A 22,853-nucleotide genomic window follows, 5' to 3' on the forward strand; every position below is an offset into this window, starting at 1 on the left:
AATTTCTTTTCCTACTTTAGCAAAAATAACCATTCAATATGATTACAAAAACTCAATTTGATACCGAAATTGAATTAATAATTGCAAATGCCATCAGGGAAGATGTGGGGGACGGGGATCATAGTTCTTTAGCCTGTATTCCAGATACCGCAACTGGAAAAGCTAAATTGTTAGTCAAAGATGAAGGAGTTTTGGCAGGTGTTGATTTCGCAAAGAAGGTATTTAGTTATGTAGATCCAGAACTGAAGGTTGAGATACTGATTGAAGATGGATCAAAAGTAACATATGGAGATATCGCTTTTTATGTGTCTGGAAGTTCTCAATCCATTCTAAAAGCAGAGCGATTAGTGCTCAATGCAATGCAAAGAATGAGTGCTATCGCTACCAAAACAAATAAATTCGTGCAATTGTTGGAAGGAACAGGAACTAACATTTTAGACACAAGAAAAACAACACCCGGTATTCGTGCATTAGAAAAATGGGCGGTAAAAATAGGAGGAGGAGAGAATCACAGATTCGCTTTATACGATATGATCATGTTAAAGGATAATCATATTGATTTTGCGGGCGGTATTACGAAAGCTATAGAGAAAACAAAAAAATACCTCACAGATACTAATAGAGATCTTAAAATCATTGTAGAAGCTCGTGATCTTGATGAAATAAAAGAAATCCTAAAAACTCCGGGAGTATATCGAATACTGATTGATAATTTTAATTATGAAGATACCAGAAAAGCAGTAACGCTTATAGGAAATACGTGTCTTACTGAATCTAGTGGTGGAATCAACGAAAAAACCGTTCGTAGGTATGCAGAATGTGGAGTAGATTTTATAAGCAGTGGTGCATTAACCCATTCGGTATATAATTTAGATTTGAGCTTGAAAGCAGTATAAATTATGTCAAAAGTAGTTGAAGATAAGCTAAATAAAATACCAATTATTAATATTTTAGTAAAAATTGGTAAAAGGATTATTCTTCCTGGCTTTGAAGGACTTTCACTCTATGATCTGGTAGAAATTTATACTATTGGAATCTTAAAAGGGACTTTTTCGGCAAGAGCAAGTTCTATTTCTTGGAGTTTTTTTTTGTCGCTGTTTCCTTTCCTATTATTCTTATTGAATCTAATACCTATTATACAAATTGAAGGTTTTCAGGAAGATTTTTTTGAATTTATAACCTCTGCATTACCAAATCAATCTAAATTATTTTTTGAGGGTATTTATCAAGATATTTCGGCAAATCCAAGGACAGGTTTATTATCTACGGTTTTTGTGCTTTCCTTGTTTTTAATGACAAATGGAATAAACGCAGTGTTTTCTGGATTTGAGTACTCCTATCACGTTACGTTAAATCGAAATTTTGTAAAACAATATATTGTAGCTTTAGGTGTTTCGTTAATTGTGGCATCGTTATTGTTAATCACAGTCATAGTAACATTGTATTTTAGTTATTTGTTAGAAAATTTAAAAGAAATGGGCGTTATGGATAATACCGTTTTCTGGTTACAAGTTGGGAAATACGGATTGTTCACACTGATGATTTTTTTAGTTGTAGCAACTCTTTTCTATTTTGGCACCACAGAAGGTAAGATGAATCGATTTTTCTCACCAGGAGCATTTATGACCACCATACTCATAATGATAACTACCTACCTGTTTGGAGTATATATTGATAACTTTTCTAACTATAATAAATTATACGGTTCTATAGGAGCAATGCTAATTTTAATGGTTTATATATGGCTCAATGCAAATTTACTTTTGTTAGGGTTCGAATTAAATGCATCTCTTATTAAATTGAAGAAGAATTTTTAATATTTTAGCAACATACAAACAATTAATTTAATAAAAATGAAAAAATTAAGCTTATTATTTATTCTTTTAATAACTGTTGTAGGATCTACTGCGCACGCACAGGTTAAGGTTGGAGACGCTACTTTGCCAAATAAGGTAACTTTTAGTGGTGAAGACTTAATGATAAATGGAGCAGGAATGCGAGAAAAGTTTTTTTTCGATATATATGCAGGAGGATTATACCTTAAGAAAAAAAGTGCGAGTGCAAGTTCAATTGCTGCGGCAGACGAAACCATGGCGATTAAATTACATATTTTATCTGGCATGATGTCTAGAAGTAAAATGGAATCAGCGCTAAGAGACGGCTTCAAAAAATCTACTAATGGTAATACTGCTTCTTTAAATAAACGAATAAATACTTTTGTTGGATTTATAAAAGATGAAATAGAAGAGGGACAGATTTATGACATCGTTTATGAGAAAGGTAAGGGAAGTGTAATCTATAAAGATGGAGTAGAAAAAGGACATGTGGAGGGATTGGACTTCAAAAAAGCCTTATTTAATATATGGATAGGAGATAATCCTGCCGATAAAGGATTAAAAAATGAAATGTTAGGTGCTTTTTAGGATAAAAAGCATTATTTTAGCGGTGAAATACACAAATTAACGTTTTTTTTTCGGTTGTTGCTATGCGCGCATAACATATATTTAGTACTTTTGCAAAAGAAGGAAAAATTTAATATTAATACACCCCAGATAAAACTTTAACAAAGATGAAAAAAATTACTTTACTAATTGTAGCACTTATTTCTTTAGCTACCGCTACAGCACAAATCAGAGTAGGTAAAGCTGTATTACCTTATGAAGAGAATTTCGGGGAAACAGATCTTAAGTTAAATGGGGCAGGGATGCGTGAAATGCTTTGGATCGATTTATATGCTGGAGGACTTTATCTACAGGAAAAAAGTAAAGACCCAAGAGCAATTCTGGATGCAGATGAAACCATGGCGATAAAACTAAATATAGTATCTGGTTTTGTAACACAAAAGAAAATGATCAAAGCAGTACAGGATGGTTTTGTAAAAGCAACATTTGGTAATATCAAACCATTAGAAGAGCGAATTAACAAATTTATTATGTTTTTTAATGAGCCGATCGTGAAGAATGATATTTTTGATATTGTATATATAAAGGATAAAGGAGTGAAGGCTTTTAAGAATGGAAAGGAACTAGGAGTTATCGAAGGAAGAGACTTTAAATATGCTTTATTTAAAATTTGGTTAGGCGATGAGCCCGCGAGTGAAGGAATTAAAAATGGAATGCTTGGGCTTCAATAATTCAGTTACCTAAAAAACATAAAAAAAAGCTATCTAATTTTAGATAGCTTTTTTGTTTTTATCATATTTTCTATATTCACAAAAAATAAAAAATTAGTTCAGATGAATATATCCAAAACCTTTACCATAGTACTAATATTTTTGGTAAGTATTATAAATGCCCAAAGTGAAGTCATTGGTAAGTGGAAAACTATTGATGATAATACAGGTGAGGCCAAATCCATTGTAGAAATCTACAAAAAGGGAAATAAGTTGTATGGTAAAATTGCTAGAATTCTTAAAGAATCAGACAGGGATAAATTATGTGTAGCTTGTGAAGGGGATGATTATAATCAACCAATCGAAGGAATGGTTATTCTAAAAGGCTTACAAAAAGATGGTGATGAATATGAAGATGGAACCATTATGGATCCAGAAAATGGGAAAGTGTATAACTGTAAGATTTGGGTTGATGAAGACGATCCTAATACATTGAATGTTAGAGGGTATATAGCGTTTTTATACAGAACTCAGCGGTGGGTTAAGGGATAGTTTATCCATAAATCTTTTTCTTTTAAATGAAACTTTAACACTTTTACTGTTAGTTTTTTAAAAGTTATGGAACTAAGTTCCTATAATTTCTTAAAAACTAAATCATGAAAAAAATAGTTACACTATCCATTTTATTAGTCCTTACCACCATTACCACGGCTCAAATTAGAGTAGGAGAGGCTGTTATACCATACAAGGTTACCTTTGAAGGAGAAGAGCTTACACTTAATGGGGCAGGTGTCCGAAAAATTTTAGGTGTTGAGACTTATTCAGGTGGATTATATACTGTTAATAAATATACAGATGATGGCGCTGTTTTAGATGCAGACGAGAGCATGTCTATTCGTCTTCAAATCAATAATAAGAGAGTGACCAATAAACGAATGGTAAAAGTGTTTAAAAAAGGTTTTGACGATGCGATGTTTGGTAATACCCAAAGTCTGGATGCAAGGATTGATACATTTTTAGAGCTTTTTGATACGCAAACACAGATCAACGACTACTATGATTTAGTTTATATCAAAGGAAAAGGTATTAGAACTTTTAAAAATGGAGAAGAAGTGGGGTATATAGAAGGAAGAGATTTTAAATATGCTTTGTTTAAAATTTGGCTAGGAAATGAACCTGCTTGTAAACTAATTAAAGGCGGAATGCTTGGACAGAACGGATAAATAAATTGTCTTTAAAATAAATAAAAGCCTGATCAATTGATCGGGCTTTTGTTGTATGTAATAAAGTTAATCATGTATTTTTGTTTAGAATCAAAAGTATCAATGACATATTTTATAGATGTAATTCTTCCTATTCCTCTTGATAAAGAGTTTACCTATTGTATTAATCAAAATGAAGCTTCTTTCTTGAAACCGGGAATGCGGGTGGCCGTACAGTTTGGTAAAAGCAAGGTCTATGCGGCATTGGTTATCAGAGTGCATCAAACTCCGCCGCAAATGTATGAAGCTAAAGATATAGAACATATTTTAGATGAAACTCCTATAGTCACCGATGAACAACTAGGACTTTGGACTTGGATTTCAAAGTATTATATGTGCTCCAAAGGAGAAGTGATGCGAGCTGCTTTGCCCAGTGCCTTTTTGTTAGAAAGTGAAACTATTATTTTAAAAAACCAGAAGGCATCTATCGATGAAAATTTGCTCAAAGATGATGAGTTTCTGTTGTATGAAGCGCTACAGCATCAAAGTTTGCTTCGGATACAGGAAGTAATGGATATTATAGGTAAAAAAAATGTACTTCCCGTCATTAAAAGATTAATAGAAAAACAGGTAATTACGGTACAAGAAGAAATCTACGAGCAATACAGACCGAAGTTAGTCAGGTATGTTAAGTTACAATCAGAATACACTGATGATGCTGGTTTACAATCATTATTAGATGATTTGACCCGAGCACCAAAACAAAGAGATGTGCTTATGCATCTATTTATGTTGCAAGCTCAGAGTGAAAAAGCAATTAAGGTGAGTGAGCTAATAAAGGCGGCAAGTAGTAATGCTAGTGTTATTAAAGCCTTGATTGATAAAGAAATATTAGAAGAGTACCACAAACAAACCGATAGGGTACAATATGAGTTTAGTAACGTAGGAGCTACCAAAGATCTCAATACATATCAAGATAAAGCATTACAGGAGATCAAAGAATGTTTTCTGGAAAAAGATGTTTGTCTGTTTCATGGAGTTACATCATCAGGAAAAACAGAAGTCTATGTTAAATTAATTGAAGAGCAATTACAAAAAGAAAAACAAGTTCTGTATTTATTACCCGAAATTGCGTTAACCACACAACTGATTGTTAGGCTCCAAGAATATTTTGGAGAAAAACTTGCTGTGTATCATTCTAAATATTCTGTAAATGAAAGGGTAGAAGCCTGGAATAATGTGAAAGAAGCAAAGTCCAAAGCTCAAATAGTGATCGGAGCAAGATCTTCAATCTTTCTTCCTTTTACAAGTCTTGGATTGATTATCATAGATGAAGAGCATGAAAGTTCCTTTAAGCAATACGACCCTGCACCAAGATATCATGCCAGAGATACTGCGATAGTATTGGCGAATATGTTTAAAGCAAAAGTAGTGCTTGGATCCGCCACACCTGCTTTAGAATCATATTATAATACAGATCAAGGAAAATACGGGTTAGTGGAATTGAACAGGCGTTATGGAAATGTATTGATGCCAGATATTAATCTGGTAGATATCAAGACTAAATATAAAAAAAAGGAGATGACGGGGCATTTTAGCGATACCCTGTTATTAGCTATTCGAGAAGCGCTAAAAGAAAAAGAGCAGGTTATTTTATTTCAAAATCGAAGAGGGTATTCTCCAGTGGTAGAGTGTAATACGTGCGGACATTCGCCACAATGCCCTAACTGTGATGTGAGTCTTACCTATCACAATTACCGCAATCAGTTGCGATGTCATTATTGTGGGCACCATATAGCGATGTTGCAAAAATGTATGGCGTGTGATAGTCACGAATTGTCTACCAAAGGGTTTGGAACGGAGCAGATAGAGAATGAACTTAGAGAATTGTTTCCTGATCATAACATGGGTAGGATGGACCAAGATACTACCAGAGGAAAACACGGATATGAGAAAATCATAAACAAGTTTGAAGATGGAGAAATTGACATTTTGGTTGGGACACAAATGCTTACAAAAGGATTGGATTTTAGAAATGTGACTTTGGTAGGAATTATGAATGCTGACAACCTTCTTAATTTCCCGGATTTTAGAGCCCACGAGCGCAGTTATCAACTGATGCAACAAGTAGCAGGTAGAGCAGGCAGAACAAGTAAGAGAGGAAAGGTGTTGATCCAGACATATAATCCATTTCATCAAATTCTTCAACAAGTATCAATCAACGATTATATAGGAATGTATAAAGATCAGATTGAGGAACGGTATCAATATAAGTATCCGCCTTTTTACAGAATTATTAAGATCACAGGACGTCATAAGGATTACAACAAAGTTAATGAAGCGACGCATTGGTTTGCAAAATCTCTGGCAATAACGTTTAAAGAAAATGTACTAGGTCCAGAATTCCCTCCAATTTCAAGAATAAGAAATCGGTACAATAAAAATATTTTAATTAAAATTCCTAGGGGACAATCGTTAATCAAGACAAAAGAAGTTATTAAAAAAATAGAAAGTTCTTTTAAAAGCATTAAAGAATTTTCGGGGGTTCGTTTGATTATTAATGTAGATAATTATTAATTTTTCAAATAAAAAATCCCACTTACAAAAGTGGGAGGAAGATATTTTATGAATAAATGTTTTTATCCACTTAATGCTTCGATTAAGGAATGTTTTTTATGTCGACTTAGCGGAATCTTTTCATCTGCAATCTCAATATTACGACTATTATAGCGCTCTACTTTATCGAGATTTACGATATATGATTTATGTATTCTAAGGAAACGATCACTTGGCAATTCAGCTTCAAAAGATTTCATGGTTGCTAACACTACAATTGGGTCGCCATCTTCCATAATTAATTTTACATAATCACCTAAAGCCTCAACATACTTCAGTTGACTTAAAAAAATCTTTCGCTTTTTTAGATTACTTTTTACAAAAATATAATCATCATCCTCAATAGATGCCTGCTCCGAGTTTAAGCGTGACATACTGATCGCTTTTTCTACCGCAGCATTGAATCGATCTTTTTTAAGCGGTTTTCTTAAATAATCAATTGCATCATAATCAAAAGCTTTAAACGCGTATTTTGTTTTTCCAGTAACAAAAATAATATGAGGTTTGTTTTCAAGATCATCCAAAAGATCAAATCCAGTAAGGATCGGCATTTCGATATCTAAGAATAACAAATCTACCGGAGTATCTAGTAATCCATTTTTTGTCTCAATAGCATTGTTCCACTCAGCCACTAATTCTAGTGATGAATGTTCATCTATTAATTTAACAATAGCCAGTCTTTGCAGACGAGAATCATCTACTACTGCGCATTTTAATTGAGATTGTTCCACTTGCATAGGTTAATATTCTATACAATATTAATGAATATATATTATTTCCACAAACATTTGAAGCTTTTTATCGATAAAAGATGTGTTTCATCGAAGTGGTTTTTAGTTTGAAAATCAAAAAAATAATGTTACTTTTGCAGCCAATTTAATTAAAATAGATTTTTTATGAATCATTATGAAACTGTTTTCATCTTGAATCCCGTTTTATCTGAAGAACAGATAAAGGAAACAGTTAAGAAATACGAAGACATTCTTGTTTCTAACGGTGCCAAGATGATATCCAAAGAAGACTGGGGGCTGAAAAAGCTTGCATATGCAATCCAGCACAAGAAAAGTGGTTTTTATCACTTATTTGAGTACACTGTACCAGGTGAGGCTATCAATACTGTAGAAGTAGAGTTCAGAAGAGACGAAAGAGTAATGCGTTACCTCACTGTTCGTCTAGACAAGCACGCAATTGCTTGGGCTGAAAAAAGAAGAAATAGAAACAAACAAAAAGCTTAATTATGTCATCTATAGAACAACAAGCTAAAGGAAAAAAAGATGGAGAGATCAGGTATCTTACTCCATTAAATATAGATACTTCAAAAGCAAAGAAGTATTGTCGTTTCAAAAAATCAGGTATTAAGTATATCGATTATAAAGACCCTGATTTCTTAATGGCATTCGTAAACGAGCAAGGAAAATTATTACCTCGTCGTCTTACAGGTACTTCTTTAAAATACCAACGTAAAGTAAGTGTTGCAGTTAAAAGAGCAAGACACCTGGCCTTAATGCCATACGTAGGTGATTTATTAAAATAAAATTGGTCATAACATTATGGAACTTATATTAAAAAAAGATGTTGAGAATCTAGGATTCATCGACGATGTAGTAGAAGTGAAGAACGGTTATGGACGTAACTTTTTAATTCCAAGAGGTTTTGCTGTTTTAGCAACTCCATCTGCTAAAAAAGTATTAGAAGAAACGTTAAAACAACGTGCTTTTAAAGAGAAGAAAGAAATCGAAGATGCTGAGAAAATAGCTAAAAAAATCGCTGGACTTGAAATTAAGATTACTGCCAAGGTAGGATCTGGTGATAAGTTATTCGGTTCTGTATCTAATGCAGATGTTGCTGAAGCTTTAGCTAAAGAAGGTGTAGAACTCGAGAAAAAATTCATCACCGTACTAGGTGGAACGATTAAGCGTTTAGGTCAGTATGAGGCATCTGTTCGTCTTCATAGAGCAGTTATTACTCCATTAACTTTTGAAGTTATAGCGCAAGCTAAATAAATATTGATTTTTAAAACCGGTTAATAACTGGTTTATAAGAATATAAAAAACCGTTCTTAGGAGCGGTTTTTTTGTTTAATTTCATTGGAACTCACACAAAAGTATTAACCAATGAAAAAAATATTAATCACCTTAGTTTTTGCGCTATTAGCAACTACTTCTCAAGCTCAGGTAACTACATCAAATATTTCTGGTTTAGTATATGATAACAATAATCAGCTATTGCCTGGAGCGAACATCACTGCCATACATTCACCAACAGGAACTACCTATGGAGGAACTACTAATTTTGACGGTCGATTTGATCTTATCAATTTAAGAGTAGGAGGGCCATATCGAGTAACCATTAGTTATGTTGGTTTTAAGAAAAAAGTATACGATGATGTTTATTTACAACTAGGACAAACATATAACATAGATGTTGTCATGACAGAAGATGATAATCAACTGGAAGAGGTTGTTATTACGACAAATAAGAATGCTACTTTTAGTAGTGAAAGAACAGGAGCAGAGACAAGTATTGGCAGTAGAGAATTAAAATCTTTGCCTACCATTACCCGTTCTGCGGCAGATTTTTATCGTTTAGAACCTACAGCTTCCAGTAATGGGTCTTTTGGAGGGAGAAATGATCAGTTTAATAACTTCAGTTTGGATGGTTCAATTTTTAATAATCCTTTTGGACTGGATGCTGCAACTCCAGGAGGTCAGACCAATGCACAACCAATTTCTTTAGATGCAATTGATCAAATTCAAGTTTCTACAGCGCCGTATGATGTTACACAAGCCGGATTTACGGGGGCATCCGTTAACGCAGTGACCAAAAGCGGGACTAATGAATGGAAAGGAACTGTATATGGTTTTTATCGTAATGAGGACTTAACAGGGGATAAGGTAGGGGATGATGATATTATCGTGCCAGATTTGACACAAGCACAATACGGATTGAGTGTTGGTGGCCCGATCATCAAAAATAAATTATTCATTTTTGGAAATTTTGAAATTGATGACCGCGAAGATTTAGGATCTAATTTTTTAGCGTCTAGACCTGGATTGACTGGAGCTAATGTTTCGAGAGTAACGGCAGAGGATTTGGACTATGTTTCTCAACAATTAAGTTTGTTAGGGTATGAAACTGGACCCTATGAGGGATACACGCATAACACAGAATCAACTAAAGGGATTTTAAAATTAGATTGGAACATTAGCGATCATCACAGGATGGCGTTGATTTATAACTTCTTAGATGCTTCACGTGATCTTCCCGCCAATCCAGAAGCTGTAGGAAGAAGAGGTCCAGATCTAACGACACTTCAATTTAGAAATGCAGGGTATACTATCAATAATAAAATTAATTCTTTCTTAATAGAATTGAATTCTAATTTTGGAGGAAATATATCTAACAAATTTCAAGCAGGATATACATTTTTTGATGACAGTAGAAATCCTTTTTCAACACCAGCACCACCCATTAATATCGCACAAGATGGAGTTCGATATATTGTAGCTGGTCATGAACCATTCTCTATAAATAATAGATTGGAACAAAAGGTATATCAAATAACCAATAATCTAAATATTGTTGTTGGTAAGCACACAATTACCTTAGGTGGAAGTTTTGAACGTTTTGAATTTGATAATTCATTTAATCTTGGTGTATACACATATTTTAATGCAGATGGTGGAGTGGGTACGTTTGCACCTGATTTTGATAGTGTTCGTATAACGCCTGGTTCTACGAATAGCTTTGAACAAGCTATTAATAATGGTCTTATCGCAGAAGCCTTGGCAAATGCTCAAAGTATTTTTGATACTAATAATACAACTGATAATTGGGCATTGGCCGAAACAAATGTAGGTCAGTTAGCATTTTATGCCCAAGATAAATGGAGAATGAATGATAAATTTACGATGACTTATGGTATCCGGGTTGATCAACCACTTTTTTTTGATACCAGAGACAAGATTGCTGAAAATATAGAAAGAGCTGCTGGTGGCGAATTCCCTGATGGGGATTACCAACCGGGTATTACCTATTTTGATGAAAACGGAACCCCCACAAACTTAAACAGCTTGGATTTACCTTCTAAAAAGTTGTTGATTTCTCCAAGGTTGGGGTTTAATTATGATGTAAAAGGTGATAAAACGATACAGATACGCGGTGGAACTGGTATTTTTACAGGTCGTCTTCCTTTTGTGTGGATCGGTAATCAGGTGGCGAACCCTAATTTCTTTTTTTATACCACATCAGCACCAGATTTTCAGTTTCCTCAGGTATTTAGAAATAGCTTAGGAGTTGACTACAAGTTTAAAAATGGTCTTATAGCTTCTACTGACATCATTTATACAGAGGATATCAATGCGCAAATGGTAAGAAACTATGGATTGTCAACTCCTTCCGGAACGCTAAGTGGAGCGGATGATAGGCCAATATATCTAGCTTCTGACAGGGCTGTGGATGAATTTGGAGGTATTACCAATGCCTATGTTTTCACAAATACAAACGTAGGGTATTCATTTAATTGGTCTTTTAAATTACAAAAGAATTTTGAAAATGGAGTATTTGCTAGTGTGGCTTATAATTTTTTGGAAGCAGAAGATGCCAGTTCTTTGGATGCCGAAATTTCTAGCGATGCTTATGATAGAAACCCTGCGTTTGGTAATGTGAATCAAGCAGTTAGTACAGCATCCAGATATGGAGATAAGCATAGAATCGTAGGACAAATTAATAAATCCTTTACGTACGGAAAAAATAAACAATGGAGAACTTCGCTTGGAGCTTTTTATGAGTATGCACAAGGAGGAAGGTTTTCATACACCTACTCTGGGGATATTAATAATGATGGTTCTGTATTGAATGATTTGATTTATATTCCGACTGAAACTGAATTAGGATCTTATGATTTCAGTGGCACTCCTGCAGAACAAGCAAGCCAGAGAGCTGCGCTAGAAGCATATATAGAACAAGATGAATATCTAAGAGAACGTAGAGGAAATTACGCTGAGAAATACGCTATTTTAAGTCCGTGGAGAGGAAGATGGGATGTAAAATTATTACAAGATTATAATTTCCAAATTGGCGATAAAACAAACACGATCCAATTAAGTGTTGATATTCTAAATTTGGGTAATTTATTAAACCCTGACTGGGGTGTGATCGAAATACCTGTGAATGATCAACCTATTGGAGTTACCGTAGATGCGACCAATACACCAACGTATTCCTTTGATACTTCCCAGACAAGTACATTTGCAAATGATTTTAGTTTGGACTCCAGGTGGCAGGCACAGGTTGGGCTTAGATACATTTTTAATTAAAACTGTATATTTATAAGAGATTTAAAATCCATTCTTAATTTATAAGGATGGATTTTTTATTATTACTATTTTTGCTGCCAATTTTACCAGAAAGCATGAAATATAAAAGACTTACCAAAGAACAGTTAGAAGAATTACACCAAGAGTTCATCAATTTTTTAGCCACGCAATCTATCACAGCAGATGAGTGGAAAGAAATTAAAGAAAATAAACCTGAAGTTGCAGAAGAGGAGTTGGATGTTTTTAGTGATTTGGTTTGGGAAGGCGTATTAAGTAGTGCCAAGTTTTTAGAACATTTTTCTAAAGATCAAATACATCTTTTCTACTTAGGAGAAACAGAAATGAATCTAATAGCCATTAAAGTGAATGCTCCTGATATAGATATTACCACACAAGAGGGATATGATTGGTTACGAAATAATCTATTGGATGATCAAGTTGCTTTTTATAATGCTAACAAAGAATATAGTGAGGACCCTAATACGGATAAGTTTAAACTTATCTTACAAGGAGCTAATATTACCAAAGGTGAATTATATCAGTATTTTGAAAAGTTAATTAGTAATAGAGCCTAAGGTAGCTAGACTGTTTTTTTAAGATATTAGTTATCATATCAATACATTGTCTTTATGAACTACTTTATTCAGTGTCCACTACTCATACCTTAATGACTCAATAGGATCTTGTCTTGCGGCTTTTACAGCAGGATATGATCCAGAAACTACTGCGGTTAAAAAAGACGTTACCACAGCAGCAAAAATGGCTAACCAGGGAATGCTGAATTCAAAACCTGAAACAGTAACTATGATTGCACCTATAGTTATGCCTAATATAATACCTACAATGCCACCAATTTGTCCTATGATTACAGTTTCCATAAAGAATTGAACGGATATCGTATTCTTTTTGGCGCCAAGGGCTTTACGAACTCCAATTTCTCTGGTTCGTTCCGTTACAGAAACAAGCATGATGTTCATCAATGCAATAGAAGAACCAAAAATAGTGATGATACTTATGATCCAGGCTGCCCAATATAAATAAGAAGTAATACTAGAGATACGATTGATCAAATCATCACTTCGTTCTATCCCAAAATCATTTTCTTCTACAGGATTTAAGCCTCTTATCTTTCTAAAAGTAATAATCGCTTCATCTTGCGCACCTTCCAAAAATTGTTTGTCATCTACCTTTACACTAATATTATAATTGATGCTTGGTAAAGTATAAATAGAACGGGCAACTTGTAATGGTATCAAAACTTTAAGATCCTGATTATCTCTAAAAGTAGCTCCTTTGCTTTCTAATACGCCAATTACTTTAAATTTAACACCTCTTATGCTAATTGTTTTGTTGAGTGGATTTGTGTCTTTAAATATATTTTTTTTGAAATCAGATCCTATTAAACAAACATTAGTATTATTTTCTATATCAAAAAAAGTAAAACTTCTTCCGAATTCTACTTCAGTCCCTGTGTTTTCCAGATAATTTTCGTTCACGCCAACAACAGAAGCTTCAGGATCTGTCTTTTCGTTTTCATATTTAACTTCAGCATTTCGCGTTCCGGTAAAAGAGACAGAGGTTTTAGAAAATGGATATTGAAACTTTTCTTTAAACTGTCTTACATTACGATAACTAATAATAGGATTTATTTTTTCTCTTTCTCCACTACCACCGCGCCTGGTCGTAAATTCATAACGTTGGATATTAAAGGTGTTTGAACCCATCGAGGCAAAATCACCAGTTATGGTCTTTTCCAGAGCGCCAAGAAATGTTAGGATACCAACTAATGCGGTAATACCGATAGCAATAATCAAAACAGTAAGAATCGTTCGCAAAAGCTGCCCTTTGATAGAATCTAAAGCAATACGGATATTCTCTCGAAAAAGTGAAAACATAGTAGGTAAATTAGTTTCGTTTGCAGTATAAGACTACAAAATGAGCTTAAAGTTACTTAAAAAAGTAAATTTTATAGATATATGTAAAACTCTTTATGCTTTTCCTGTAAAATTTTAATGCTTTTTAAGATATTTACATCCGTAAGAAATTGATAATTGTTGGTGGTTTTTAAGTAACAGGACACCCATCATTAACTAAATTATAGAATAAGATTATACATGGCACAAAAACCATCCATACCGAAGGGTACACGTGACTTTTCTCCTGTAGAGGTAGCAAAGAGGAGTTATATTATGAATACAATCAAAGAGCAATTTCAGTTGTTTGGATTTCAACCGATAGAAACTCCAAGTTTTGAGAACAGTGAAACCCTAATGGGAAAGTATGGAGAAGAAGGAGATCGATTAATTTTCAAGATTCTAAATAGTGGGGAATATCTTAATAAAGTAGATGATGCCTTATATGAAACTAAAGAGACTGCGAAGATCACTTCTAAAATTAGTGAAAAAGCGCTTCGTTATGATTTAACAGTTCCTTTTGCTCGCTATGTAGTACAACATCAGAATGAAATTAGTTTTCCGTTTAAACGATATCAGATACAACCCGTTTGGAGAGCAGACCGACCACAAAAAGGGAGGTTTAGAGAATTTTATCAATGTGATGCTGATGTAGTAGGGAGTGTCTCTTTGTGGCAGGAGATTGATTTTATTCAGTTATATGATAAAGTGTTTAGCAAACTTGGTTTAGAAGGAATTACTATCAAAATGAATAATCGTAAGGTTCTTTCTGGTATTGCAGAAGTTATTGGAGCCAGTGATAAATTGATTGATTTTACGGTTGCGTTGGACAAGCTTGATAAAGTAGGAGAGGATGGGGTTAAAAAAGAAATGCTGGCTAAGGGGATTTCTGAAGTTGCAATCGAAAAAGTACAGCCGCTTTTTAACTTTTCAGGGAGTACCTCTGAAAAAATCAGTAAGCTAAAAGAATTATTAGCGTCTTCTGAAGAAGGAATGAAAGGGGTTAGGGAGCTGGAGTTTATAATTAATACGATTATTAAACTCCCCTTGGATACAGCCACCCTGGACTTGGATGTTACCTTGGCTCGCGGACTAAATTATTATACAGGGGCAATTTTTGAAGTATCCGCACCAGAAGGTGTGAAGATGGGCTCTATTGGCGGAGGAGGAAGATATGATGATCTTACTGGGATTTTTGGTTTGAAAGACGTAAGTGGTGTTGGGGTTTCTTTCGGATTAGATCGTATATATCTGGTATTAGAAGAGTTAGGGCTGTTTCCTGAAACGGTAGCACCATCTATAAAAGCATTATTTATTAACTTTGGAGAAAAAGAGGCGTTATATTGCTCAAAAGCGATAAAGGAATTAAGAAGTAATGGGATCATATCAGAGTTATATCCCGATAGTGCCAAAATGAATAAACAGATGAAATATGCCGACAAAAGAACAATCCCTTTTGTAATTCTTGCGGGAGCATCAGAAATGGAAAACGGTCATTTTACTGTTAAAAATATGGAAACCGGTACTCAAGAAACCAAAAACATAGAAGAATTAAAAGTATTTTTACAATAGGCAAAGTTGTATGAAACCAAGCTAAAAAATAATTATTATTTAACTACCCTAAAATTGAAATTATGAAAAATTTCGTATCGAGTTCGCTGGTGTGCTTGTTATTGGTATCAGTAATATCTTGTAAAAAAGACCCTAAATCTGATAAAGAAGAAGTAATAGAAGAAGTAATAGAAGAAGTTACGGATTCAACCGATGTTGTAGAAGAGGTTGTCGAGGAAAAAAAAACTGTTGTAAAAAAGAAAAAGAAGCCTAGAAAAAAGAAACCAAAAAGTAATGTTGTAGAGGTTCCCGCTGGAGCTCCAATTTTTGAAAGTATGGCAGCTAGAAAGTATATTAGAGACTACGAAACATATGTATTAAAATATAAAAAAGCTGTGGAGTCTAAAGCGGATATGGATGCTTTTTTGAAGTTAAGTGAATCCAGTAGTGACCTAACGAAACAGTATAGAAAACTAATTTCTACGCTTCCTGCCGGTGAAATTGAAAAAATGAGTAAGTATATGCAGGAAAAAACAAAACAGATTGATGCGCTGAGCAGACAAATGTAAATATATAATATTTTAGAACCATCCACTTTTGTCGGATGGTTTTTTGTTTACGGCTTACAGATGTATTATTACATTTAATTAACTAGAATTCTTCCATAAAACAAAAAAGTCCTTAAAAATAATGGCTTTATCGAATCAACTGTAGCGAGAGGGGGGCACGCCCATCCGCCTTAGGCGGATATGAATCTTTACTTCAGTTGGTCAGTTTGTTTTTGACCCATTCTCTTCCTTTACCAGATTTCAAGAATTTCTCTTTAATAATTTCTTTTTTTTTAGTTTTAATAAATTCCAGATAGACAACTTTCCAGGGTCTATATCGTACTGTAAACCCTTTTGTTGCAAATTGATTATGAGATCTAAAACGACTAATTAGGTCAGCAGTATATCCTGTATACGTTTTGTTATACTTTTCGGAATATGATCTATAGACTACGAACTCTTCCATAAAATAAAAAAGCCCTTAAAAATAAGGGCTTTATCGAATTAACTGTAGCGAGAGGGGGGCACGATCCCCCGACCTCTGGGTTATGAATCCAACGCTCTAACCAGCTGAGCTACCTCGCCAAATAGATGCTACATCCTTTTAATTCGGGTGCAAATATAAAAACAAAATAGATTGTAGCAAACAATAAAACAGAATTAATTTTTTTCAAATACTTTTAAAGTCAATAATTAATCTATATATTGGCTTACTAACAATTTCAAATATGTCTGAAAAAATAAAGTACGAACTAGAATTCGTAATACAATCCTCTCCTCAACTGTTATATCAATATATTTCTACACCATCAGGGCTTTCTGAGTGGTTTTCTGATAATGTAAATTCTCGTGGTGAAATGTTTACGTTCATTTGGGATGATAGTGAAGAAGAAGCAAAACTATTAAGTAAAAAAAGCGGAGAAAGAATTAAATTCAGATGGGTTGCCGATGATGAAGATGGGAGCGATTATTTTTTTGAAATGCGAATTCAGGTAGATGAGATTACCAAAGACGTATCCTTAATGGTTACAGATTTTTCTGATGACGATGAAATCGAAGAAAGCAAAATGTTATGGGATAATATGATCAGTAATTTAAAACAAGTTTTAGGTTCTGCATAAATCCTTTATTTTATAATGTATATTTGCCCCGCCCAATAGCTATTGCTAATAAGGGGCTTTTTTATGGTAAATATTAATGGAAAAATAATAGCAGATAATGATGCTATGTTATCTACTGCTAATAGAGGATACGCATACGGAGATGCGTTGTTCGAAACGATACGCGTAAATTCTGGAACGGTTCTTTTTTGGGAAGATCATTACTTTAGATTGATGGCTTCGATGAGAATTTTACGGATGGAAATTCCAATGAACTTTACACCAGAGTTTTTACAACAAGAAATTCTTGAACTCATTGAACAAAATGGTTTGATAAATTCTTCAGTGAGAGTCAAAATAAATGTGAATCGAAAAGAAGGTGGTTTATATACTCCATTAATGAATACAATTGACTACTGTATCTCGGTCAAACCTCTGAGTACAAAGTTTTTTACGCTTTCTGAAGAGGACTATGAAGTAACCTTATACAAAGATCATTATGTTGCTCCTGATTTACTTTCAACGGTAAAATCGAACAATAAATTAGTGAATGTTTTAGGAAGTATTTTTGCAAAGGAAAATAGTTTTGATAACTGTTTATTATTGAATACTAATAAAATGGTGATTGAGGCATTAAATGGTAATCTGTTTTTAATAAAAGGGAATATGATTAAAACGCCACCCGTAACTGATGGTTGTTTAAAGGGTGTCTTGAGAACCCAATTACTAAGGATTCTTGAAAAATTACCAGAATTTCAACTAGAAGAAACTTCCATATCTCCATTTGAATTACAAAAAGCAGATGAACTTTTTATAACTAATGTAATCACTGGATTACAACCGATTACTAAATTTAGAAAAAAGCACTATACTTCAGAAATAACGCGTAGGTTATTAGGGGTCTTAAATGCTAGAATACGAATTCGGGATTAATTATAGGTGGGATCTTCTGGAGCGTTAGACCATAGTAAGTATTCTCCGCCCAATTCTATCATTTTTTCTTTCCAAAAAGTGTTATACGATTTACTAATAATGTTTTTTTCATAAGTGTTTTTTACGATCACCCAGGAGTTAGCCTCTAATTCCTGCAGCAATTGTTCTGCATCCCATCCAGAATATCCTAGAAAAAAACGAATTTCCTTAGAAGTAATTTTATTTTCAGCAATTAATTTTGATACGACAGAGAAGTCCCCACCCCAATAAATTCCGGACGAAATTTCTACACTGTTAGGTATTAAATCAGGGATTTTGTGAATAAAATATAAATTGTCTTGTTCTACAGGTCCACCATTGTAGATTTTAAACTCTGCTTCTATCTCAGGAACAAGATCAGATAGCACATAATCAAGCGGTTTATTCATAATAAAACCAATAGATCCCTGATCGCTGTGATCTGCGAGAAGTACAACCGAGCGATTAAAGGAAACATCACCGATAATGGATGGCTCTGCAATGAGAAGATGTCCTTTTGCGGGTTGAAGTGATATCATTGATGGTGTAGTTTATATTAAAACTAAATAATTATTTCTAATAATCAAAGCAGTTGCCCTATTTTTACGAGTAAGACATAAAAAAAGCTTCCTAAAAAAAAGGAAGCTTTCTATAATATCAAAAACTAATTAGATTAGTTAACTGAACTCGATAAATCTGCACCAGCTTTGAACTTAACAACGTTTTTAGCAGCGATCTTGATAGTTTTACCTGTTTGAGGGTTTCTACCTTCTCTTGCAGCTCTTTTAGAAACTGACCAAGAACCAAATCCTACTAAAGAAACACGGTCACCTTTTTTAAGAGAACCTTCAACATTTCCCAAGAAAGATTCTAAAGCTTTCTTTGCTGCTGCTTTTGTAATTCCAGCGTCAGCCGCCATTGCATCGATTAATTCTGTTTTGTTCATAATTCTGTTTTTAAATTAATTGTTGGTTAAACCAAATTTTTGTTAAACGCTTTACAAATTTATACGGATTTATGATTCATGCAAGGATTAGCCCAGTAAATACGGGGTTTTGTTGATAACTCAGGGCGATTGTTAATAAACAAGTAAGATTTTTATGAATTTTCTTACTCTACTGATAGCAAGGGCTCAGCCCATTTTTGCATCTTTATAAAAGGTATACCCATTTAAGAGCGCTTTAGACTCCATAGCTTTTTTCCCTGGTAGTTGAATTTTACTAATAATGATATATCCATTATTAACGGCCACTTTTATTAGAGAATCTTCTACAATAACTTTTCCAATATCGAAATTATGTTCTTGATTTTCCAGCGCTACTTCGTATATCTTTACAGATATTTTTTCTCCTTTATTGTATAAATAGCACCAAGCAGAAGGATATGGACTTAAACCTCTGATAAGGTTATAGATGGTTCGCATATTCTTATTCCAATTGATCTTGGTATTATCACGATGTAGTTTATAAGCCGTTTTAAGTTCACCTTCCTTAGGCTGCTCTTTTGTGGTAACAGTTTTATTTTCTATCGACCTTATTGTATCTATGACTAGAGAAGCACCGGATTTCATTAACTTATCATGAAGAATCCCAGCAGTATCATGTTCCTGAATTTCGATTTCTTTCTGTAAGATAATATGACCTGTGTCAATTTTTTCATCGATAAAAAAGGTGGTAATACCTGTTCTTTGTTCCCCATTAATAATAGCCCAATTAATTGGTGCAGCACCTCTGTAGTCAGGTAATAACGATGCATGAAGATTAAATGTTCCATACTCCGGCATATCCCAAACGATTTTTGGTAACATTCTAAAGGCGACGACAATATGTAAGTTGGCCTTTAGTTGCTTTAGTTGTTCAATAAAACCTTTATCTTTCAAATTAGTTGGCTGTAAAACATGTAGTTTTTTAGCTAATGCAAATTCTTTAACTGCAGAAGCCCTAAGCTTTCTGCCTCTTCCGGCAGGTCTATCAGGAGCAGTAATAACACCGACTATATTATAATTATTTTCTACAATTGTTTTTAGGATTTCTACCGCAAAATCTGGAGTTCCCATAAATAGTATTTTTAAGTCTCTCATTGTATGTTATAGTAGTTGATAGTTATTATATGGATCGATTTTTATGATGTTATGTTCGTTCAACTCCCTTAAAACCTCTAGCACATTTTCTTCGGGACAGGATAATTGTGTCATAATCTCTCGTGAGGATAAATGTTGTTTTTGTAGAAGTGCAATGATACTATTTTTAATTTCTATAGGGTTTAGTATTGCTTTTTTATTTCTTATACAAACGCTGCAGATGCCACAGTCTTTAGATTTATTTTCTCCAAAATAGGTGAGTAGCTGTCTACTTCTACAAACCGATTCATTTTGCACAAAATCAATCATTGCTTTAACCTTATTAGTTTTGGAAGTACTTAATTCTTTAATATAAGGTTTTACTCTGTTAATCGTACGGTCATCTTCTCTTGGTACTAAAAAAATAATATCTGCATCAGTTAATTGATGATCGAACTTTAGTAATGCTACGTCTTGCAGTTTTTTTAAAACTTGGATCACGTTTCCTTCCGTGGTATTAACTTTTGAAGCAATTAGCGATATGTTAATAGGCACCTCTTCATCAAAAACACCACTATAGGTACGTAATATAGCTTTGGTAATCAATTCTAAGTGCGAGTGCTGTTCTAAATATTTAAGGAGATGATTTCCTGTGGTGGTAATATGGACAGTACTTTTTTTTGTGAAGCGCTGTGTAAAGTTGATAACACTACAACGATCCAAAAATTGCAATGCATTATAGGTTATCAGGGTATTTAGGTTGTAAGTTTTACAAAAAACATTAAAATTGAAACCATGTGTAGATCGTTCTCCTTCTCCGTATGATATTCTGAAATAATTGGACAACTTACGGTAGACTAGTTTAATAAAATCTATATCAGGGAGTACCTTTATAAATTGATTTTGTACTCGTATGATATCATTTTCATTTTTTAGGAGAAAAGCATAGGAGGTTGCTCCATCTCGTCCAGCCCTTCCAGCTTCCTGAAAATAACTTTCGATACTCTCAGGAATGGCGTAGTGTATAATGGTTTTTACATTGGATTTATCAATACCCATCCCAAAAGCATTCGTAGCGACCATAACTCTAATTTCTTCTGTTAGCCATTGCTGGAACCGTTTCGTTTTTTCTTTAGCATCAACGCCTCCGTGATAATATGTAGCAGCATATCCGCTTGCATTCAGGAAATCACTAATTTCTATCGCTGCTTTTCGATTTCTAACATAAATGATGGAACTTCCTTGATAACGCTCCAGAATGCGGATGAGTCTATCATTTTTATCTAACGTATGATACACCATATACCCCAAATTATTTCTATAAAAAGATTGCCGGAATATTTTAGGTTGAAAAAGATCAAGTTCTTTAATGATATCATCTACCACTTCAGGAGTAGCAGAAGCCGTTAAGGCGATTATGGGTACAGCAGGTTTAATTCCCCTTAAGATTTTGATTTTTTTATAAGAAGGTCTAAAGTCATTACCCCATTGTGAAATACAATGCGCCTCATCAACTGCAATCAGGTTAATCTTCATTCTTTTAAGTCGCTCTTTTACCAAATCTTGCTGAAGACGTTCCGGAGAAAGGTATAAGAATTTATAATTACCATAAATACAATTATCCAACAATGTATCCAGTTCAGAATACTTAATTCCACTGGTAAGTGCAATCGCTTTAATCCCTTTTTGCAGCAAATGCTGCACCTGATCTTGCATTAACGCGATGAGTGGCGAAATCACAATACAAATTCCCGGTTGGAGTAATGCGGGTATTTGAAAACAAATAGATTTGCCGCCACCAGTTGGTAGTAATGTAAAAGTGTCATTCTTTTCAATTACAGAATTGATGATTTCTTCCTGCAGTGGTCTGAAAGTATCATAATTCCAATTCTCTTTTAATAGTTGTATTGGGGTAGTCATCAATACTATATTACATGTTGTAATATAAAGGTACTACGTTCTTTTACATTTCCAAAAGGAACTTCTACACAATTATATCCAAACAAGGAATAGGTTTCTAATAAGTGGCTGTAGATAAGTTGTGCTTCTTCAAAACTTTCGTATCGTTCATCATCAGATATATAGATTTCTTTCCAAGGAGGTAGTAAAAAGACTTGATTGTAAGAGTGGTCGTTACACGCTTGCACAAATGTTTTATCATATTTTTGATTAAAAAGATCCATATATGCAAGCACATCTGGTATTCCTCTATCATAGAAAACAATTTCTTTATCATCAGCAACCGGATCTTTATATTGTCGTATCCTGCCATTTAACAATTGTATATTAAAATCGTAAGGATCAGCAACAGAAACTATTGGATTAGAAACAATCGGTGTAGCGTTTTTGCTTTTTGCTTCTTGAGTGATACTTCTTATAAATTCATGGAAACAAAAGAAACCTTCTTCTTCAAGTCTTTTAATAATGGATGTCTTTCCTGTAGAGGGACCTCCTGTAATAACTATTTTACGTGTTGCCAAAGA

At 33.9% G+C, this 22,853-nt stretch carries 24 protein-coding genes and 1 tRNA gene; 16 read left to right on the forward strand and 9 right to left on the reverse strand.

Translation table 11 applies throughout. The features are described 5' to 3' along the window. Nucleotides 1-38: 38 nt before the first annotated feature. From nadC to priA, 7 genes are all read left to right on the forward strand, one after another. On the forward strand, nucleotides 39-896 hold the full coding sequence (nadC, locus tag ACWGOQ_RS07710; protein ID WP_452057372.1) for a carboxylating nicotinate-nucleotide diphosphorylase: 858 nt from the start codon (nucleotides 39-41) through the stop codon (nucleotides 894-896). A gap of 3 nt (nucleotides 897-899) precedes the next feature. Beyond that, a complete protein-coding gene (locus ACWGOQ_RS07715) occupies nucleotides 900-1,817 on the forward strand; it encodes a YihY/virulence factor BrkB family protein (protein ID WP_452057373.1) in 918 nt (305 codons plus the stop codon). Between the two features lie 36 nt (nucleotides 1,818-1,853). Next, nucleotides 1,854-2,423, forward strand: a complete 570-nt coding sequence (locus ACWGOQ_RS07720; protein ID WP_452057374.1) for a chalcone isomerase family protein — start codon at nucleotides 1,854-1,856, stop codon at nucleotides 2,421-2,423. A gap of 146 nt (nucleotides 2,424-2,569) precedes the next feature. Then, on the forward strand, nucleotides 2,570-3,133 hold the full coding sequence (locus ACWGOQ_RS07725; RefSeq protein ID WP_452057375.1) for a chalcone isomerase family protein: 564 nt from the start codon (nucleotides 2,570-2,572) through the stop codon (nucleotides 3,131-3,133). A 102-nt stretch (nucleotides 3,134-3,235) separates the two neighbouring features. Further along, entirely contained in the window at nucleotides 3,236-3,664 is a 429-nt protein-coding gene (locus ACWGOQ_RS07730) for a DUF2147 domain-containing protein (protein WP_452057376.1), read from the forward strand. Between the two features lie 104 nt (nucleotides 3,665-3,768). Continuing rightward, nucleotides 3,769-4,335 (forward strand): chalcone isomerase family protein, encoded by a 567-nt coding sequence (locus tag ACWGOQ_RS07735; RefSeq protein WP_452057377.1) that lies wholly within the window; start codon nucleotides 3,769-3,771, stop codon nucleotides 4,333-4,335. A 102-nt stretch (nucleotides 4,336-4,437) separates the two neighbouring features. Continuing rightward, a complete protein-coding gene (gene priA / locus ACWGOQ_RS07740; protein WP_452057378.1) occupies nucleotides 4,438-6,891 on the forward strand; it encodes a replication restart helicase PriA in 2,454 nt (817 codons plus the stop codon). 62 nt (nucleotides 6,892-6,953) lie between these two features. On the opposite strand, the gene ACWGOQ_RS07745 is transcribed toward priA, so the two are convergent. Beyond that, nucleotides 6,954-7,667 carry a LytR/AlgR family response regulator transcription factor gene (locus ACWGOQ_RS07745; RefSeq protein ID WP_452057379.1) on the reverse strand — a complete coding sequence of 238 codons (714 nt, stop codon included), beginning with the start codon at nucleotides 7,665-7,667 and terminating at the stop codon, nucleotides 6,954-6,956. Between the two features lie 159 nt (nucleotides 7,668-7,826). Between ACWGOQ_RS07745 and rpsF the strand changes: the two genes are divergently transcribed. The 5 genes from rpsF (at nucleotide 7,827) to ACWGOQ_RS07770 (ending at nucleotide 12,823) form a co-directional block, all read left to right on the forward strand. Further along, on the forward strand, nucleotides 7,827-8,165 hold the full coding sequence (gene rpsF, locus ACWGOQ_RS07750) for a 30S ribosomal protein S6 (RefSeq protein ID WP_027391118.1): 339 nt from the start codon (nucleotides 7,827-7,829) through the stop codon (nucleotides 8,163-8,165). Beyond that, on the forward strand, nucleotides 8,165-8,464 hold the full coding sequence (rpsR, locus tag ACWGOQ_RS07755; protein ID WP_170837001.1) for a 30S ribosomal protein S18: 300 nt from the start codon (nucleotides 8,165-8,167) through the stop codon (nucleotides 8,462-8,464). The genes rpsF and rpsR overlap by 1 nt, the downstream gene beginning before the upstream one ends. A 16-nt stretch (nucleotides 8,465-8,480) precedes the next feature. Beyond that, nucleotides 8,481-8,933, forward strand: a complete 453-nt coding sequence (gene rplI / locus ACWGOQ_RS07760) for a 50S ribosomal protein L9 (protein ID WP_452057380.1) — start codon at nucleotides 8,481-8,483, stop codon at nucleotides 8,931-8,933. 111 nt (nucleotides 8,934-9,044) lie between these two features. Continuing rightward, nucleotides 9,045-12,248, forward strand: a complete 3,204-nt coding sequence (locus ACWGOQ_RS07765; RefSeq protein ID WP_452057381.1) for a TonB-dependent receptor — start codon at nucleotides 9,045-9,047, stop codon at nucleotides 12,246-12,248. 95 nt (nucleotides 12,249-12,343) lie between these two features. Next, nucleotides 12,344-12,823 (forward strand): DUF6495 family protein, encoded by a 480-nt coding sequence (locus tag ACWGOQ_RS07770; protein WP_452057944.1) that lies wholly within the window; start codon nucleotides 12,344-12,346, stop codon nucleotides 12,821-12,823. A 78-nt stretch (nucleotides 12,824-12,901) separates the two neighbouring features. Here the strand turns inward: ACWGOQ_RS07770 and ACWGOQ_RS07775 are convergent, their stop codons facing one another. Further along, the gene (locus tag ACWGOQ_RS07775) at nucleotides 12,902-14,143 is read right to left on the reverse strand and encodes an ABC transporter permease (RefSeq protein ID WP_452057382.1); all 1,242 of its coding nucleotides are present in this window, start codon (nucleotides 14,141-14,143) and stop codon (nucleotides 12,902-12,904) included. Nucleotides 14,144-14,362: 219 nt separating this feature from the next. Between ACWGOQ_RS07775 and hisS the strand changes: the two genes are divergently transcribed. Together hisS and ACWGOQ_RS07785 are read left to right on the forward strand one after the other, a co-directional pair. Next, nucleotides 14,363-15,733 carry a histidine--tRNA ligase gene (gene hisS, locus ACWGOQ_RS07780; RefSeq protein ID WP_452057383.1) on the forward strand — a complete coding sequence of 457 codons (1,371 nt, stop codon included), beginning with the start codon at nucleotides 14,363-14,365 and terminating at the stop codon, nucleotides 15,731-15,733. Between the two features lie 62 nt (nucleotides 15,734-15,795). After that, the gene (locus ACWGOQ_RS07785) at nucleotides 15,796-16,281 is read left to right on the forward strand and encodes a hypothetical protein (protein ID WP_452057384.1); all 486 of its coding nucleotides are present in this window, start codon (nucleotides 15,796-15,798) and stop codon (nucleotides 16,279-16,281) included. 193 nt (nucleotides 16,282-16,474) lie between these two features. Here ACWGOQ_RS07785 and ACWGOQ_RS07790 read toward each other — a convergent pair whose 3' ends face one another. Together ACWGOQ_RS07790 and ACWGOQ_RS07795 are read right to left on the reverse strand one after the other, a co-directional pair. Beyond that, on the reverse strand, nucleotides 16,475-16,726 hold the full coding sequence (locus ACWGOQ_RS07790; RefSeq protein WP_452057385.1) for a GIY-YIG nuclease family protein: 252 nt from the start codon (nucleotides 16,724-16,726) through the stop codon (nucleotides 16,475-16,477). 45 nt (nucleotides 16,727-16,771) lie between these two features. Then, nucleotides 16,772-16,845: transfer RNA gene (locus ACWGOQ_RS07795), tRNA-Met, on the reverse strand. A 143-nt stretch (nucleotides 16,846-16,988) separates the two neighbouring features. Here ACWGOQ_RS07795 and ACWGOQ_RS07800 point away from each other — a divergent pair. Together ACWGOQ_RS07800 and ACWGOQ_RS07805 are read left to right on the forward strand one after the other, a co-directional pair. Continuing rightward, nucleotides 16,989-17,381, forward strand: coding sequence for an START-like domain-containing protein (locus tag ACWGOQ_RS07800; protein ID WP_452057386.1), 393 nt, complete (start codon nucleotides 16,989-16,991; stop codon nucleotides 17,379-17,381). A gap of 63 nt (nucleotides 17,382-17,444) precedes the next feature. Next, nucleotides 17,445-18,293, forward strand: a complete 849-nt coding sequence (locus tag ACWGOQ_RS07805; protein ID WP_452057387.1) for an aminotransferase class IV — start codon at nucleotides 17,445-17,447, stop codon at nucleotides 18,291-18,293. On the opposite strand, the gene ACWGOQ_RS07810 is transcribed toward ACWGOQ_RS07805, so the two are convergent. From ACWGOQ_RS07810 to ACWGOQ_RS07830, 5 genes are all read right to left on the reverse strand, one after another. Then, nucleotides 18,290-18,850: a YqgE/AlgH family protein gene (locus tag ACWGOQ_RS07810; protein WP_452057388.1), complete on the reverse strand. Its 561-nt coding sequence runs from the start codon at nucleotides 18,848-18,850 to the stop codon at nucleotides 18,290-18,292. The genes ACWGOQ_RS07805 and ACWGOQ_RS07810 overlap by 4 nt on opposite strands. Before the next feature lie 134 nt (nucleotides 18,851-18,984). Beyond that, nucleotides 18,985-19,257, reverse strand: a complete 273-nt coding sequence (locus tag ACWGOQ_RS07815; protein ID WP_027391128.1) for an HU family DNA-binding protein — start codon at nucleotides 19,255-19,257, stop codon at nucleotides 18,985-18,987. A 186-nt stretch (nucleotides 19,258-19,443) separates the two neighbouring features. After that, nucleotides 19,444-20,391 carry a methionyl-tRNA formyltransferase gene (gene fmt, locus ACWGOQ_RS07820; protein WP_452057389.1) on the reverse strand — a complete coding sequence of 316 codons (948 nt, stop codon included), beginning with the start codon at nucleotides 20,389-20,391 and terminating at the stop codon, nucleotides 19,444-19,446. A 6-nt stretch (nucleotides 20,392-20,397) separates the two neighbouring features. Further along, nucleotides 20,398-22,290, reverse strand: coding sequence for a RecQ family ATP-dependent DNA helicase (locus ACWGOQ_RS07825; protein ID WP_452057390.1), 1,893 nt, complete (start codon nucleotides 22,288-22,290; stop codon nucleotides 20,398-20,400). 5 nt (nucleotides 22,291-22,295) lie between these two features. Beyond that, a complete protein-coding gene (locus ACWGOQ_RS07830; RefSeq protein ID WP_452057391.1) occupies nucleotides 22,296-22,850 on the reverse strand; it encodes an AAA family ATPase in 555 nt (184 codons plus the stop codon). Nucleotides 22,851-22,853: the final 3 nt, after the last annotated feature.

Source organism: Aquimarina ulvae (assembly GCF_053613295.3).

Coding starts and splice junctions, on each gene's coding strand:
- nadC (WP_452057372.1), top strand. CDS start 39: ATGATTACAAAAACTCAATTTGATACCGAAATTGAATTAATAATTGCA.
- ACWGOQ_RS07715 (WP_452057373.1), top strand. CDS start 900: ATGTCAAAAGTAGTTGAAGATAAGCTAAATAAAATACCAATTATTAAT.
- ACWGOQ_RS07720 (WP_452057374.1), top strand. CDS start 1,854: ATGAAAAAATTAAGCTTATTATTTATTCTTTTAATAACTGTTGTAGGA.
- ACWGOQ_RS07725 (WP_452057375.1), top strand. CDS start 2,570: ATGAAAAAAATTACTTTACTAATTGTAGCACTTATTTCTTTAGCTACC.
- ACWGOQ_RS07730 (WP_452057376.1), top strand. CDS start 3,236: ATGAATATATCCAAAACCTTTACCATAGTACTAATATTTTTGGTAAGT.
- ACWGOQ_RS07735 (WP_452057377.1), top strand. CDS start 3,769: ATGAAAAAAATAGTTACACTATCCATTTTATTAGTCCTTACCACCATT.
- priA (WP_452057378.1), top strand. CDS start 4,438: ATGACATATTTTATAGATGTAATTCTTCCTATTCCTCTTGATAAAGAG.
- ACWGOQ_RS07745 (WP_452057379.1), bottom strand. CDS start 7,667: ATGCAAGTGGAACAATCTCAATTAAAATGCGCAGTAGTAGATGATTCT.
- rpsF (WP_027391118.1), top strand. CDS start 7,827: ATGAATCATTATGAAACTGTTTTCATCTTGAATCCCGTTTTATCTGAA.
- rplI (WP_452057380.1), top strand. CDS start 8,481: ATGGAACTTATATTAAAAAAAGATGTTGAGAATCTAGGATTCATCGAC.
- ACWGOQ_RS07765 (WP_452057381.1), top strand. CDS start 9,045: ATGAAAAAAATATTAATCACCTTAGTTTTTGCGCTATTAGCAACTACT.
- ACWGOQ_RS07770 (WP_452057944.1), top strand. CDS start 12,344: ATGAAATATAAAAGACTTACCAAAGAACAGTTAGAAGAATTACACCAA.
- ACWGOQ_RS07775 (WP_452057382.1), bottom strand. CDS start 14,143: ATGTTTTCACTTTTTCGAGAGAATATCCGTATTGCTTTAGATTCTATC.
- hisS (WP_452057383.1), top strand. CDS start 14,363: ATGGCACAAAAACCATCCATACCGAAGGGTACACGTGACTTTTCTCCT.
- ACWGOQ_RS07785 (WP_452057384.1), top strand. CDS start 15,796: ATGAAAAATTTCGTATCGAGTTCGCTGGTGTGCTTGTTATTGGTATCA.
- ACWGOQ_RS07790 (WP_452057385.1), bottom strand. CDS start 16,726: ATGGAAGAGTTCGTAGTCTATAGATCATATTCCGAAAAGTATAACAAA.
- ACWGOQ_RS07800 (WP_452057386.1), top strand. CDS start 16,989: ATGTCTGAAAAAATAAAGTACGAACTAGAATTCGTAATACAATCCTCT.
- ACWGOQ_RS07805 (WP_452057387.1), top strand. CDS start 17,445: ATGGTAAATATTAATGGAAAAATAATAGCAGATAATGATGCTATGTTA.
- ACWGOQ_RS07810 (WP_452057388.1), bottom strand. CDS start 18,850: ATGATATCACTTCAACCCGCAAAAGGACATCTTCTCATTGCAGAGCCA.
- ACWGOQ_RS07815 (WP_027391128.1), bottom strand. CDS start 19,257: ATGAACAAAACAGAATTAATCGATGCAATGGCGGCTGACGCTGGAATT.
- fmt (WP_452057389.1), bottom strand. CDS start 20,391: ATGAGAGACTTAAAAATACTATTTATGGGAACTCCAGATTTTGCGGTA.
- ACWGOQ_RS07825 (WP_452057390.1), bottom strand. CDS start 22,290: ATGACTACCCCAATACAACTATTAAAAGAGAATTGGAATTATGATACT.